The organism is Brevibacillus sp. HB1.2, assembly GCF_013332495.1.
GTDB lineage: Bacteria > Bacillota > Bacilli > Brevibacillales > Brevibacillaceae > Brevibacillus > Brevibacillus porteri.
In genome coordinates this window covers 556170-570155 of the sequence record NZ_JABMIU010000003.1, presented here as the reverse complement: position 1 = coordinate 570155, position 13986 = coordinate 556170, and the positions used below count along the sequence as shown (strand labels likewise).

The 13986-nt window shown below is 42.5% G+C and carries 19 protein-coding genes and 2 pseudogenes; 7 read left to right on the top strand and 14 right to left on the bottom strand.

What is annotated here, in order from left to right:
• Nucleotides 1-11: 11 nt before the first annotated feature.
• The 4 genes from HPY28_RS10820 to HPY28_RS10805 all read right to left on the bottom strand — a co-directional run bounded on the left by HPY28_RS10820 (nucleotide 12) and on the right by HPY28_RS10805 (nucleotide 2281).
• Complete coding sequence (locus tag HPY28_RS10820; RefSeq protein WP_017247638.1) at nucleotides 12-479, bottom strand: DMT family transporter; 468 nt, start codon at nucleotides 477-479, stop codon at nucleotides 12-14.
• A 21-nt stretch (nucleotides 480-500) separates the two neighbouring features.
• Entirely contained in the window at nucleotides 501-1199 is a 699-nt protein-coding gene (locus HPY28_RS10815; RefSeq protein WP_017247637.1) for a Crp/Fnr family transcriptional regulator, read from the bottom strand.
• A 23-nt stretch (nucleotides 1200-1222) separates the two neighbouring features.
• Complete coding sequence (locus HPY28_RS10810; protein ID WP_017247636.1) at nucleotides 1223-1648, bottom strand: DMT family transporter; 426 nt, start codon at nucleotides 1646-1648, stop codon at nucleotides 1223-1225.
• Between the two features lie 138 nt (nucleotides 1649-1786).
• Nucleotides 1787-2281 carry a DUF1648 domain-containing protein gene (locus tag HPY28_RS10805; protein ID WP_017247635.1) on the bottom strand — a complete coding sequence of 165 codons (495 nt, stop codon included), beginning with the start codon at nucleotides 2279-2281 and terminating at the stop codon, nucleotides 1787-1789.
• Between the two features lie 314 nt (nucleotides 2282-2595).
• On the opposite strand from HPY28_RS10805, the gene HPY28_RS10800 reads away from it, so the two are divergent.
• The 4 genes from HPY28_RS10800 to HPY28_RS10785 all read left to right on the top strand — a co-directional run bounded on the left by HPY28_RS10800 (nucleotide 2596) and on the right by HPY28_RS10785 (nucleotide 5214).
• Nucleotides 2596-2784, top strand: a complete 189-nt coding sequence (locus tag HPY28_RS10800; protein WP_017247634.1) for a hypothetical protein — start codon at nucleotides 2596-2598, stop codon at nucleotides 2782-2784.
• A gap of 210 nt (nucleotides 2785-2994) precedes the next feature.
• Nucleotides 2995-3786 (top strand): DUF2935 domain-containing protein, encoded by a 792-nt coding sequence (locus tag HPY28_RS10795; protein ID WP_026042976.1) that lies wholly within the window; start codon nucleotides 2995-2997, stop codon nucleotides 3784-3786.
• A 201-nt stretch (nucleotides 3787-3987) separates the two neighbouring features.
• Complete coding sequence (locus HPY28_RS10790; RefSeq protein ID WP_174230551.1) at nucleotides 3988-4869, top strand: discoidin domain-containing protein; 882 nt, start codon at nucleotides 3988-3990, stop codon at nucleotides 4867-4869.
• A 192-nt stretch (nucleotides 4870-5061) separates the two neighbouring features.
• Nucleotides 5062-5214 carry a hypothetical protein gene (locus HPY28_RS10785; protein ID WP_170831622.1) on the top strand — a complete coding sequence of 51 codons (153 nt, stop codon included), beginning with the start codon at nucleotides 5062-5064 and terminating at the stop codon, nucleotides 5212-5214.
• A 523-nt stretch (nucleotides 5215-5737) separates the two neighbouring features.
• Here the strand turns inward: HPY28_RS10785 and HPY28_RS30445 are convergent.
• The 10 genes and pseudogenes from HPY28_RS30445 to HPY28_RS10735 form a co-directional block, all read right to left on the bottom strand.
• Nucleotides 5738-5911, bottom strand: a pseudogene (locus tag HPY28_RS30445) (glycoside hydrolase domain-containing protein); the annotation flags it as partial.
• Between the two features lie 54 nt (nucleotides 5912-5965).
• Entirely contained in the window at nucleotides 5966-6112 is a 147-nt protein-coding gene (locus tag HPY28_RS10775) for an XkdX family protein (protein WP_174225814.1), read from the bottom strand.
• Nucleotides 6113-6262: 150 nt separating this feature from the next.
• A pseudogene (locus tag HPY28_RS10770) lies at nucleotides 6263-6637 on the bottom strand (sigma-70 family RNA polymerase sigma factor); the annotation flags it as partial.
• A gap of 185 nt (nucleotides 6638-6822) precedes the next feature.
• Entirely contained in the window at nucleotides 6823-7377 is a 555-nt protein-coding gene (locus tag HPY28_RS10765) for a GNAT family N-acetyltransferase (protein ID WP_174230550.1), read from the bottom strand.
• A gap of 383 nt (nucleotides 7378-7760) precedes the next feature.
• On the bottom strand, nucleotides 7761-8420 hold the full coding sequence (locus HPY28_RS10760; RefSeq protein ID WP_254613095.1) for an anti-sigma factor: 660 nt from the start codon (nucleotides 8418-8420) through the stop codon (nucleotides 7761-7763).
• A 59-nt stretch (nucleotides 8421-8479) separates the two neighbouring features.
• Nucleotides 8480-9025 (bottom strand): RNA polymerase sigma factor, encoded by a 546-nt coding sequence (locus HPY28_RS10755; protein ID WP_069850421.1) that lies wholly within the window; start codon nucleotides 9023-9025, stop codon nucleotides 8480-8482.
• Nucleotides 9026-9121: 96 nt separating this feature from the next.
• Entirely contained in the window at nucleotides 9122-9610 is a 489-nt protein-coding gene (locus HPY28_RS10750) for a hypothetical protein (protein ID WP_174230548.1), read from the bottom strand.
• 38 nt (nucleotides 9611-9648) lie between these two features.
• Nucleotides 9649-10452, bottom strand: coding sequence for an extracellular solute-binding protein (locus tag HPY28_RS10745; protein WP_174230547.1), 804 nt, complete (start codon nucleotides 10450-10452; stop codon nucleotides 9649-9651).
• Between the two features lie 255 nt (nucleotides 10453-10707).
• The gene (locus HPY28_RS10740; protein ID WP_017247623.1) at nucleotides 10708-11022 is read right to left on the bottom strand and encodes a hypothetical protein; all 315 of its coding nucleotides are present in this window, start codon (nucleotides 11020-11022) and stop codon (nucleotides 10708-10710) included.
• A 440-nt stretch (nucleotides 11023-11462) separates the two neighbouring features.
• Nucleotides 11463-12962: a recombinase family protein gene (locus HPY28_RS10735; protein WP_174230546.1), complete on the bottom strand. Its 1500-nt coding sequence runs from the start codon at nucleotides 12960-12962 to the stop codon at nucleotides 11463-11465.
• A gap of 245 nt (nucleotides 12963-13207) precedes the next feature.
• Between HPY28_RS10735 and HPY28_RS30910 the strand changes: the two genes are divergently transcribed.
• The 3 genes from HPY28_RS30910 (at nucleotide 13208) to HPY28_RS30900 (ending at nucleotide 13911) form a co-directional block, all read left to right on the top strand.
• Nucleotides 13208-13312, top strand: coding sequence for an IS3 family transposase (locus HPY28_RS30910; protein WP_174225819.1), 105 nt, complete (start codon nucleotides 13208-13210; stop codon nucleotides 13310-13312).
• Nucleotides 13313-13564: 252 nt separating this feature from the next.
• Nucleotides 13565-13810: a DDE-type integrase/transposase/recombinase gene (locus HPY28_RS30905; protein WP_174225878.1), complete on the top strand. Its 246-nt coding sequence runs from the start codon at nucleotides 13565-13567 to the stop codon at nucleotides 13808-13810.
• Nucleotides 13744-13911 carry an IS3 family transposase gene (locus HPY28_RS30900; protein ID WP_100169671.1) on the top strand — a complete coding sequence of 56 codons (168 nt, stop codon included), beginning with the start codon at nucleotides 13744-13746 and terminating at the stop codon, nucleotides 13909-13911. Before HPY28_RS30905 ends, HPY28_RS30900 begins: the two co-directional genes overlap by 67 nt.
• The last annotated feature ends 75 nt before the right edge of the window (nucleotides 13912-13986 follow it).

Sequence of the window (13986 nt, the reverse complement as noted above, 5' to 3'; positions counted from 1 at the left end):
CAACAAAAAAATTACATCTTACTTATTGAGCGATTCTGTTGCCATTCGCCGCCTAGTTTAAATACGATCACACCGCCGACAATGACCAGAACCCCTAACAATTGCGTAAAAGTAATCGGCACTTGAACCAGCCCTAACCAGCCGATTGAATCCGACCATAAAGCGAAGCCAAGCTGGGCAGTGAGAACGATGGAGATGGCATACGTTGGGCCAAGCAGTCTCATCCCTTGCACCAGACAAAAGACCACCCCAACGCCGATCATGCCACTGAACCAGTACCACGGCTGCATAGATGGAAGTGAAAACAACTGCGTTCCTTCGAAAATGAGACCCATCGTCAAAGAAGACAGAAATCCCATCCCAAGCACAAGTGTCGTCGTAGACCATGTTCCTGCCTGTTCACTTACTTTCCTGTTGAAAATATTTTGGAGGCTGACCAACAAGCCAGCCAGTAACGCGAAGAATAGCCCGACTACCATGATTTTGACACTCCTGTCTCATTATTCATTCGGAGTCTCGCTCGCCATTTTAGCTAAACCTTCCCGATCCTTGATCAGAAGGAATCCATTGGCACGCTCAATCAGTCCCTCCTTGCAGAACTGCTGGATAACCCGATTCAAATGTCTGTAGCTCGTTCCGATCATATTCGCTGCATCCAAGAGATTGCTCGTACTGATCTGTTCTTTGTTGGCAGGATTCCACTCTTCTATCGAAACGGACAACAAATAACGAGCAAAACGTACTTCTACTGGGTACAGAAGGTTGATACTTAATGAGTTGGACTTTACACAAAATTTATGCGTAATGATTTGCAGTAAAAATTGCAAGAGTGGAGCGTAGTCTGTTCCGTATTTTTTCAACCAGCGATAATGAATTCCGATCATCAGAACAGTCGAGGCCGCTTCCACCGAATTTAGATAAGGAATTCCTCTTACATACTCAATATCTCCGATCACTTCAAGCGGTTTTTTAAAGGAAAGGATCAGGGTTTTTCCTTCGGGGGAAGTCGTAAAAATCTTTACTTTTCCCTGCACCAAAACGTACAGATGACAGGCTGATTCGCCTTGAGCACAAATGAGCTCCCCTTGATCAAATTGATACAAGGACAAATGCGGCAGAAAAGGCTCATGAAAAACAGACGCTAACTGATGGGCATGGAGATAATCTTGCAAAAGCTCACGATTTTCGATTTCCTTCATTCCTCTGTTTCACCCTCTCGTCATCAGGCCCTCAGTATCAGTACCCCCAGAATCATCATCCCGATCCCGATAAAATGCGGTAGCCTCATCTTTTGTTTATCAACACCGAACCACCCATTACTGTCAATGAGAAAAGTCAGGCTAAGCTGCGCAATCAAGAGGGCTGAAATCGTCATGGTTACCCCGATATGGTGGATAGCCGTAACATTGCTAAAAATGATAAACGCGGCGAATGCCCCACCTGTCAAATATAACGGTTTCACTCGCCTGTATGCCTGCCATTTTCCATCTCGAAAAATCAACAGGAGTAAAAAAGCCGTGAGGAAGCCCGTTAACTGCGTAAGTGTCGCGGTTTGCCAAGTACCAATATCTTGACTGATTCTTGAATTCGCTACACCTTGCAAGGTAATGAAAACACCGCCCAAAAAAGCAAAAATAATTCCTTTCATCCTCTCACCTCACACTGATCTGTTCCTAATTAAAAAGGATCGCAAGGTGGATAGGGAAGGACATATGTCCTCATGATTTTCGTTGCAAAAAACAAAGGAGAGGACCTTCCCGTTAGAAGGACCTCTCGCTCATTCTTCTCATTGAATCTTCTTTTGTTTCACGATTCCTATCACAAGCAGAACGATCATCCCAATGATGGTGATCGGCAGAAACCACTTCCCAAAGCCGCCTCCCCATCCTAGAGCAATGGAAACCGACTCCAACAAGATTACGGAAAAAATAATTAAGCAGCTATTTTTTATTTGGTTCACGATTTTTCGACTGTGCAAATAAAACTGATCGGCATTCGATTCAGTGAAGCGTGCCGGATAGTTATGGAGCTCCGGATGTTTTTCGAGTACCTGCATGAGGAAAATGATAAAGACGCCAATCCCAGGTAAAAGAAGCAGTTCCCATTTTGAGCCCCAGCGATCTACTTCCCCCAAAGCATTGTAATGGGCAGGCACCTCGTCAGGAAGCTGATTCCAGACAAAGACTAAAAAGAGAAGTGATCCCACGAAAAATAAACAACCAACTACATCCCATAACCATTCGCTGCCTGTCTTTGGTATATCTATGATTGGTCGCTTCATATTCTCCCCCCTTACTGCTGCTCCTCCTACAAGTATTTTACCATTAATGTTTATTTGCGAGTCAAGGTCAATCCGTCACACACTTCTGGGCGATTATGCCCGCTTTATTTTTCAATCACTCACTCCGAATGAAGAGCAGGCGATTGAAAGAGCCGTATACATCGAGTAGAGGATTAACCTTTTTCAGAACAGGGCGAAAGCTAAAGGCTTTACGCCTCTTTTTCATTCCTTCTTTGCGATATCCACTCATGCATAAGCAAGCAGGAAGCTGTCCTCATATCCTATAAAGTACCAACCGTTAAGGGGGAAGTGTCATGGATCCGATTGAGCATCATAGACAGCGAATGCATCACCACATGAGGCAAGCAGAACGTTATCGCTCTTTAGCTTTTGAACATCGCCATGATCGCATGCGTCATCATACCTTTAGAGAAAGAGAACACTTCCATCGCATGCGGGCCCATCACCACAGAACGCAAATGCATTCGATGCGTCGTTATTAACTTGGAAAACTCCCGTTATTGGGAGTTTTTTTTATGGGACAAGCGAGAAAACGCCCGAAACAATCGTATGGAGAAATGGGCTTGGTTCGGATGTGGATTCTGTGCTCATGCCCATTCACGAAACTGGGTAAACGCATAGACATACATCATGTGTGATCAAAAGTGGAAAATGGGCTATGATCCGCCCACATCCTTATGCGGAGGTACTATATGACAAATGTTTTTGTTGAACGCTCGTTAGAGGAAATACGTTTTTGGTCTCGCATCATGAAAGAACACTCCCTGTTTCTCAAATTAGGCTTTAACTGCGAAGACACAAAATTGATTGAAGAAGCGAATCGCTTTTACAGCATTTTTGAAGAAATTGAAAGCCAAGCCCTGGCCTTTTCTTCTGACGTAGACCCCCAACGAATCTATGACTTTAATCAAATGGTTCACAATGCCGTTTCGTATATTTGGGCCTTTAAACGCAAAGTACTCGGACTCATTATTCGTTGCAAAATCGGTGGTAACAACTTTCCGCTGTTGGTCGATCACACAAGTAGAGAGGCTGCCTATTTTCGGAATCGATTAGAACAACTGAATACGGGAAACCTTGATCCCTTACCTGATGCGGTGATTAATGAAAATGTCTTCTTCCTACGAATCATGGCTGACCATGCGAAATTTATTAACCATTTGCTCGATCCTTCCGAAAGAAAGCTAGTGGATCAGGCTAGAGAGTTTAGTCATGATTTTGATCAATTATTGTTCCAAGCTCAGGATCTAGATTCCATGCGCCCCCAGTCTCAAACGAAACCGCTACTGAATCAATTTGTCGATCAAAATCGCGTATCCGTCCGTCAATTGCGTGACTTCAAAAAAACAGCTCGTGATCTGATTGAGGAATGCAAAATTAAGAGCATAATCCCCCCATTGCTCGCTGACCATGTGTTTAGAGAAGCCTCGCATTTTCTAGAGATTTTAGATGCCTTTGAGGTATCCCTTACACACACAAAGTAGCTATCAGAAATAAGAATAACCCGTCTCCTATAAAAACAGGGACGGGTTTTGTATTTCTTGAACGACCTAAATAAAATTACAAATTTATCCTTTTATTTGTAATTTATTCCTTTTTATGTTTTGCTTAAACGAAAGAACTATACTATATTTTTATTGGAAATAGACAAATTATCCATTTTTAACAATTCAGGGAGGTTTTTGATGTTTTTAACAAAAAGGTATCGTAAGCAAATTTTTAGTTTGGCACTCATGTTCTCTATTCTATTTTCTGGTCAAAGCATTGGGCATGCAGAAGATCAAAACTCAGTTGATTTAATTCCAACGATGACGAGTAACACATCACCTACAGGCATCGCAAGTGCGAATAACATTTGGAATGCAGAAAATGATGCATATAAAGCCTTCGACGATGATGAAAAAACCTCTTGGCATCCGGCTAATATTAGTCATTTCCCCTATTATTTGGGGTATGAGTTTCCAACTGAAACAGTAGTTGGAAAGTATACGATAAAATTAGCCTCTGACATGACATATAGACATTTAGAAGCTCCTACCACTTGGACGTTTGAAGGATGGAATGGTACGAACTGGATTACCCTTGACATAAAAACGAATATAACCGGATGGAAACTTGGTGAGAAAAGAGAATTTACATTTGATAACTCCAAACCCTATAAAGCGTATCGCTTCAATATTACTGCCAATAATGGGCATGGCAATACTCATACCGTAATTAGTGAAGTTGAATTCATGCAAGGAAATGCTGAGATGCCAGATCCAGATCCAGATCCAGATCCAGACCCTAATCCAGACCCTAATCCCGATCCTAATCCCGATCCTCAGCCATCCGGTGATAACGCACTTCTTGTTATCAAGATGATCAGTGGACTCGAGAAAGAGTTTGAATTAACTACATCCGAAGTTCAAGACTTTATCGACTGGTATAATGGCCGTGCAGACGGACGTGGAAAAGAAACATATATGTTCGATAAGGACTTTAACAAGGGGCCATTTACCGCTAGAAAAGATTATGTAGCATTCAGTAAGATCCAATCCTTTGAGGTCATGGAATATACCAAATAATACAACGAGGCACCTCCTATAAAACAGGATGGTGCCTCATCGTGTTGATATCTATACTGTCGATATTATCTGTGGCGACCTTCCTAATACCTTTTTTTGCGTCCATTTCAGTCACTTGAGAACACTCGTACAGTCAAAAGGAAAATTATGTTAATATCTTATTTTAGATCATTATAAAGGAGGAAATATCCCATGAAAAAGAAGAAATCTAATTCTAAGAAATACAAGAAAGTAAAAGGTCAATTGGTACAACATTCATCTTATTATCCAGCTCAAGCTGGAGGTTGTATCTGGATTTGCATGCGTCATGGGTGCGGTTGGTGGTGCCCAGAACCCGTTATGTAATGTGACCTTCTCCAAGAAACATCATGCTAAACACATTGGTTGCGTTATCACCACTCCCTGATTATTAGGGAGTTTTTCTTGTTACAATTCCTGGCACCAATTTAAAAATCTTGTGTTTAGTAAACATTGACTATCAAACAACAGACTGATGGCATTCGCTGTAGTGCATACAATCAAATCATCTGTTAAAATTGTTGCGAAAAGGAAAATACTGGTGATCGTTCATGAAAAATAGACCTCTTTGGTTCAATATCTTTTCAAACGATGCTATGCCTTGCCGTTGTCATGGCTTCTTTAGGAACATTTGAACGGAAGAAAAACCGTAAGTTCACAATGACCCCATTGTAAGATACTGGTATTCGACATTATGAGGATGATAAAAATGAGTAAAAAGTTTGTCTTATACACGTTCATTACACGTTTCCTTTTAGTCGCTTTCACTCCGCTTATTTTTCCAGTGACCATTACGGATGTTAAGCAACTGAATCATGTGTTTATTAGAGCGCCATTTCCTTAAAAGTATCTAAAGGATTTGGAAAGCTGCTGCTTTTCCGTCCCTTTTGCCATTGATTGCTCCACCAGCAGCATCGTTTGTTCCCCGCTGAAAGACGGAGACAATTTGCATCCCAGCTACCGTGATCGCCTCCGCTTCTGCTCGTGTGAGACGTTTCCATTCATACTGCACAGGAACAAGATAGCGGCAGACAAATTACATACCCCACCGCCCACTGCCAAAGTCACTACAAGACGCTTATTGCACCGTTTCCTGCTGTTCTACTACCGATGCATCATATTTTTCACCGGTAATCCCTTCATATTGTTCGGGTGTTAATTTTCCTAGCTCTACAAACGGGTGACATCTTCTGCCGTATACTCGCCGAAACGATACAGCAAGCAAATAGAAAAGCCACCCGGCATCCGAGTGGCTTCATCCCTTTCACTTGTCTGTATGTTACTGGAATAAGCTTTTGTAATGAAATGTCATTTCTTTGCAGAGAACGAACTACGAAATGCCTCCATCAAAATAGCGTCCTCCGCTGCGAAAAAACTACCGATTCTGCGGCTGTTTCGTCCGATAAAACTCATTAAACAACTTCATTAACGCTCGCTTTTCGATACGGGATACATACGAACGAGAAATGCCCAGCTCACGCGCAATTTCGCGCTGTGTCTTTTCTTTGTCCTGATCCAGCCCAAACCTGCCGATGATCACCTCTTTTTCGCGCTCATCGAGGATGTGGATGTGCTGGTAAATTTTATTGGACTCAAGCTTGAGCTGCACAGCGTCGACCACTTCGTCGGTTTCTGTGCCAAGGACGTCGATCAAAGTGATTTCGTTGCCTTCTTTGTCCGTTCCGATTGGGTCGTGCAAGGATACGTCTTTTTTGGTTTTTTTCAAGCTTCTCAGATGCATGAGGATTTCAATCTAAATGTCAAAAGGGGAGCATCGACAGATTTAGATGTTCATTGAAAATATAGCAATAGACTGGAATCCTTGATATGCCGGGAGTTGTTTCAAGAAAAATTTATTCCCAAACTTGGGGAATGTCTTTAAGAAGCTGCCCTTATTTCGGCTTTTTAAGACATATGCTGAAGATCAATCACTTATTAATCAAGCATGAGATACCAATAAATTGCTATCTCATCACTATCTTTATCTAGACCTCTGTAGACGTAGGAATCGAAACCTCCGATGACAAAACCACAACTTTCGTAGAATTTACATGCGCGGACATTATTACTTTGTGTCTCCAGCATGATTCCCGTCATGCCGCCTTCCTTCGTCCAGCGTTTAGCCTGTTCGATTAGTTTTTTACCGACACCGTATCCTCTATATTGCTTATCAACTTTGATATCTTCCACATAGGCATATTTGTTCCAATTTCTTTTCAAAACAATTTGACCCACAACTTGATTGTTTACGAGCGCTAAATAAATAATTTGATGGGGATTGCCGATATAGTTCGAATAATCCTCAACAGTATCTTCTTCAAGCTGTTCATCATCGTAGCTTTTATTCCTAAGAGGTCTCTCCATCACCGTATATCCGATTCGCTGTCCCATTAGTTGCAAGACAAGGGTAGAGTCTACGATAAAGCTCCCATCAATGTTTGCACCACACTCATCGTCCCCAGCTCTCAGTTCTCTAACTAAAATATCCATATTCGTCCTCCTATATTTTTATAAGGTGAGAATAGAGATAGCAAGGGGGACCACGGACTTAACGGAATACATATTGCTCCATCATTTTCATAACCTCCAAGTATTATGTAGCATTTAGATTCTTTAGATAATTGTACAAGCATTGCTTAGCAGGTGCGACAGCTTTATAATCGTTAAGCCCGTTAGCTTGATCACGCGTATAAACACTGCCTCGTTGTTCCTACTACTTCCGTTAATTATAGGGTGTTTCCTTTTCAATCAACTCACGAATCATGGCGGATTACACGAATCGATCTTGCTCTTGCCACACAGTAATATGCTCTTACAACACGTCAGTCCCGGCCCGCCTCGTAAAACTTCTGCGATAGGTTAGCCAGATATTTCTATGACCCGGCTATTTTTTCCCCCCTTGGTTGTCTGCTATTGGCGTCCGGTTCGACAGTGATGCCGATTTGATCAAAAGTCTGCCCTTCGGCAAGCTGGTAGGTCAGTATTCCGGATCCGTTTTCGTCCGGCTTGAATATGCCACCATTTTCCCTCGTGCTGTTTTTCAGCAGCCAAACCTGATAAACCTGTGAACCTTCGACGCCGGGCAATTCGTGAACCTGCACCACCAAATTTTTCTCTGATCCCTGCTGGACAATATAGGCGATGCCGTTTGTTCCCGGGTGGCTTTGATTGGCTGCTTTTAAGGGAATCGCCGTTAATATTTCAATGGGTATATTTTCGACATGACGATTTTTTACCTGTACATTCGCTATTCCAAGACCAATAAACGCGAGTAACAAGACGGCCACGATACTGGTTGAAACTGGAGTGAACTGGCTTTTGAGCCTCATGGCGAGCTTGCTCATCTTAGCCATGAATGTTTCCGTACCGCTTTTCCTTTTGTGCTCAAAAACAAACCCCAGCACCTCGCCTTTTAGCGATTCAGGCACCTCGATTTCGGTATAATCGAATGGCAAAGCATTCCAGGCCTGGGATAATTCCTGATATTCTTTCTTACACTCCGTACAATTCTTTAAATGTTCAGCAAAGGCCATGTGTTCGCTCTCCTTGAGCTCATTTGCTATATATGGAATTAACTGATCACAAACCCTTCTCATTTTAAATCCTCCAGTTCCAGATGCTTCCTCAATCCTTTAAGAGCCTGGTGAAGCCTGCTTTTAATCGTACCGAGCGGCTCTTGTTCCAGCTTGGCGATCTCTGAAAGAGAATACCCTTTCCAATAAAGCAAATCGATTAATTTTCTTTGCGCCGTCGGCAATTTGTTTTTCGCCATCGCAATATCATTCGTATTTACTCGTTGCTCGACTTCATTAGCAGGGTCAGCGATCTCTTCGTGTTCCTCTTGATGGTGTTGCGTATGCCTCTTCTCTTTTCGGAGGTAGTCAATGCAAATATTGCGAGTAATCGTGAGCAGCCAATTTACAAAGCTGCCTTGAGCAGGATCGTAATGGCAGTTTGTTGTCCATAGCCTCAAAAAGACCAACTGAATAATCTCTTTCGTCTTATCCTCATTCCCATTGCAAAACTTCATAACGAAGCCGTAAACAAGCTTTATATATCGATCATAGAGCTCCTCTAATGCGTGACCATTTTTTTCATTTACCAATCGCATTAATTCCGCATCGTAATTTTCTTTCATGTGGCACTCCCTGCTTTTGGATAAAAATATATTGCCATAACACTATTTTAAAAGTAAAGATGGGAACGACCGCGACTAATCGTTCCCTGGACAGGCTTATTCAAATGCTGTTTCGCTGTTTATGAGAAACCATACATCTTTTACTCCTTGTCCGTTTACATCCCCTTTTTGCTCGTCTTTTGCAAAATAATAGAGAGGAAAGCCTTTGTACGTAACCTGCTTCTTCCCGTTATCTTCTCTTGTGATCGTATCGAAATCCTTTTTGTCAAAACCTTCCGGGACGGCGAAATCCTCCTGGGTAAATGCCGGCCAGTTTGCCAGGCAGTCTCCGCTACAATTGCTTTTTCCTGCTTCGTCCTTTTTAAAGTAATACAGGGCCCTTCCCTGTGGGTCCGCCAGGTACTCTCCAGCTTTCTCATTCTTCAAAAGCTGGAGGCTGTCAACCGGGGCTTGTTCCGATTTAGTTGGTTCCGTTTGGGCTTGATCGGGTTGAACCGTCTCTGTTTTTACCTCCGTGCTTTTTCCGCAGGCAGCCAAAACAAAAATAATCGAAAGTATCGCAAGGGTAAAAACTGCTTTTTTCATGTATGTTCCTCCCAGTTTTTTAGATGTATGACTCGTCCTTACTTCCAGCCCCATTTTTGAAAGATTTGGTGAGATTTTTCCGTTCTTAAATACTCAATAAATTGCTGTGCCTCTTTTTTCTGATCAGTGATTTTCGTCAGGGCGATCGGCGTTCCACGATAGAGCTTTTCTTCTTCGGGCAGTTTGACCAGGTCAGTCACATCCTGGAGCCGGTAATGCCACGATTCATAGGTAATCCAGGCGTCCAGGCTGTCATTCGATTTCCATCGTTCAATGGCTTCGGCACTCGACTTTACAGAAAGGTTAATATTTTGGGAAATGCCTTCGATCAGCCCTTTTCTACCTGCCAAGTCTTCCCACAGGCCAAGCTGGCCAGCCCCATTCACATCGATTATTTTTACTCCCTTTTTCGTTAAATCCTCCAGGCTTTCAATCTTCTTAGGATTTCCTTTCCTCACCAAGATTCCTGCAGCACGCGGGTAAAGCTCCGTACGTGATTTAGTGTCGATCATTTCGGGGTGGTTAAAGATGAAGTCCTGCAACATATACGCGGAGCCACCGAAAATAATATCTGCATCTTGCTTTGCTTGGCCGATCCAATTGCCCTCTGGTCCGGCTGTTACTTCCACCTTCATTCCTGTTTCAGCTGAAAATTGTTCAGCAGCTTCCTTGATCGGTCCAAGTGGTCCACCTGGTCCGTACACCCGGATGACTTTATTACTTTGGCTGGCATTTGATGTTGCCTGGGACGCCTGCTTACCGTCCATTTGTGCATAGGCTGACATTCCAGCAGCTGTAAAGACAAAGAGCAGTAGAGCTGCTAGAAACACGGTCTTCTTCATGATTCTTCCTCCATTTCACACATGTTTTTTAACGGTACTATCAAAGGAAACGAAGGGAGGCTGTAAACGGTTTGATTGTAATCGCAAAATAGTTAGAAAGTTTCATAAATCTATGGAGAACTAGTCTGGTAAAGAATAAAGAAAGATCGCCACACAACCTATGCCAGCTTGGCCAGGTTTTACGGAAGCCTCAAGACGATCCATGGTCTGTTAACATAAATAAAAAAGCCCACAATTTGTGGGTTTTTTGTTACGTTACTTTTTTTGTGTAGGTGTAGCAGCAGGAGCTACTTTTTCCACTTTCTTTTCGACCTTCTTTTCTGAATGCCTGATTGGTCGAGCCATAAATTCAAATACAATGTACCCCATAAAAGCACACAACAATATACCAAGCTGACTAACGGCTTTTAACAAATACTCATTTGAAAGTTGGGTCGCTTGAACAGCAGAAGTATTAGCCCCAAGTTCTACATTAAAGCGGTAACTACTTTGTAATCCACTGAGGTCTGAACCTGTTTTAAAAACCAATAATAGCATGACGATACGGAATAGCCAGATAAAATAGCGCAATGATATCTCTCCCTATGGTTATGATTCTACAAATCTTTTCCCTTTATTTTGGAAGTTCAAACGCATGTTAGTTATTGTGGAGAATGCTTACAAATTAATATGACATTGGTAATAACAAAAAAGCCCACCTTATAAAGAGGCAGGCTTTTGACTTAGAATAAACTCATTTGTTCCGATCCGATTGGTGATACCTCCCCCTCTTCAACAAGGTCTATTTGTAAGGTCTGCTCCCCAAGAACGCTAATGTCCGTCCGCTTATTCCACTCATACCAGGAAGCGCGAAATTGATTTGAGCTGATTTTATCCTCGTACAACAGGGTTATGACTATATTTCTAATATTTCTGATTGGAGAATTGTAACTATCGGCGGCTCTGTCTAACGCTTTATTTTCCGGTCTAACTCTTAATTTTTCAGTCCACAACTTTATTTACTCAGAACATTAGAACGTGAATATCTCCACACCCTCTTCGAAAACTCTTACTTCCCTAACCACTTGACGGATCAGCTCTCTTTTATCCTCAAAGGTGAGCTCATCCTGAGCTTTTGATAAATAAAATTCAGCAGCTTCTTGAATCAAGTTGCGGCTAGACTCATAATCGACCTGCTGTTTCGTTTGTTCCAGCAGCTCGTTTAGACGCTGATTCAGTTTATCTTCCTTCTCCTTCAGTTCTTTCAACTCCTGGCGAATATCTTCTTCACCAATATCTCCTTCACCAGACGCAAACAATTTAAGCAATCTCTTGCGTCCTATTTTTGTTTTTTCGAGTTCCTTTTGCAATCGCTCCAACTCCACTTGCTCGAATGGAGTTTCCACTTTATCTTCCACTACCGCCGCAATCTCATCAGGATTATTCAACCAGGACGCAACCGCTTCCCAAACCTGATTGTCCAATTTCTCACATCTTACACGACGACCGCACCCCTTAGTTTTTGCACCTGCTGTATTCTTAACATCAATATACTCAAAAACATGCTGGCTCCAGTTTTTCGCTTTTCTTCCTGACATCGTATTTCCACAGGACCCACAACGTACTAGGCCGCTTAAGAGGTACTCGTTGAAGCTCCGTCCCGCCCATCTTCTTCTGGATTCCTTTAGTAGTCGCTGGGCATGTTCAAATTTCACTTCGTCAATAATGAATGGGCAGGGTAAAGATATCCACTCTTCTTTTGGGCGCATTTTCATACGGACTTTCTCATCTAGCTGGCGAAACTGATTACCCAGCATCCCTTCTGTATTCCACTTATTTTGATAAAATCTCCCCACGTACGCCTCATTCATCAACATCTGTCGTACCACCTGACGATGCCATACGCTCGCACCGCGCTTTGTAGGGACTCCTTTATTGGTTAAATAAACAGCTATCCCATTGATACCTTGAACTAGCTCGTTGGGCTGAGTAAACAGATCGAATACTAGTCGCACTACTGCTGCCTCAGCTTCATTAATTACGATCTGTTCTTTCTCTGAATCATAACTGTATCCATATATTTGAAAGTCACGGAGAACGCGGCCTTGTCTTGCCTTTTCTCTTCTCCCACGACTCATACGTTCATTAATTTTTGCCTTCTCAAATTCAGCGATCGCTCCACGCATGCTATAAAAGAGTTGACCTTCAGGCGTTTTTGCATATTCGCCATTCACGAACACAAGCTCTATACCACGCTTATCAAATTCATCTGTAATAAGCAGCTGGTTCATTAGCTTACGCGATAAACGGTCAGGGTCCAGACAAACAATTTTTGTAATGACTCCATCTTTCACATCTTGTCTTAGCCTTGAGAGAGCCGGACGATCTAGGAACTCGCCAGATACATCATCTATGTACTCGGCAGCTTCACTCGTCGCTGCCTTTTTCCTGCATTCCCTTACCTGATCGTCGAGGCTGAACCCGCTTTTCGCCTGCTCCTCTGTACTCACCCTGGCATATATTCCGATCATACGGCTTCTCCCTCCTGTATTTTCCTAATAAATAGTGGTAACAGGCGGAACGAATACTGTCAGTTGAACTACCCGGTATTATCTTTACATGCATCGTTCATCCCCTCCTGTCGAGAAGATATGCGTGAACGGCTTGTCAAAAGTAGTGGAGAAACATGAAAAACCCGTCTCCTCAAAATGAAGTGCACCCCTTAAAGTAAACATTGGAATAACCCCTGTGGTTTACCGATGAACTTTAAGGGTCTTTGAAAGAGAAGATCAGGTCGCTCTATAAGCAAAGGAAAGGAATTTACGGCTACCGCAGAATCCAAGCAGAACTAGTACGTCAGTATGGCTGTAAAGTAACCTAAAAAAAGTGTTACGGTTGATGCAAAATTTGGGGATAAAAGCAGTTATTCGTCGTAAATGAGCCTATATCACCACTTTTCGAGCCCATTGTATCCGATGGACGTGTAGCCGAAAACATGCTAAATCGTGACTTCGTTGCTCAAAGACCAAATCAAAAATGGGTAACTAACCTTACCCAATATCGAATCGGAGATGAACGCATCTATCTCTCAGCCATTAAAGATTTGTGTACGCGCTAAACGGTTGCCTATCATATCAGCTCTCGAAACGACAATGCGCTAGTTCTTGAGACTTTCAAGAAAGCATTTAAAACACAAAAAGACGTGACTGGTGTGATCGTTCACAGCGATCAGGGTCACCAGTACACGTCCCATGCATACCACGACATGCTGCCTACGGTTGGCGCCCAGATCAGCATGTCACGACGAGGTAATTGCCTAGACAACTCCTCGATGGAAAGCTTCTTTTCTCATTTGAAAACCGAAGCTCTAAATCCCTAAGAAGAATTGAAGAATATATCCATTTTTACAACGACGAACGTCTTCAACTGAAATTAAAAAAGCTGACGCCTAGTGAATTTAAGCGTCAGTTAGCAGCCTAACGGCCTTGTTTTTTCTTACTGTCTCCGAAATGGGGTCTTGACCATTCTTAAACAAAGGTCTTTTCTTTTCTTTTC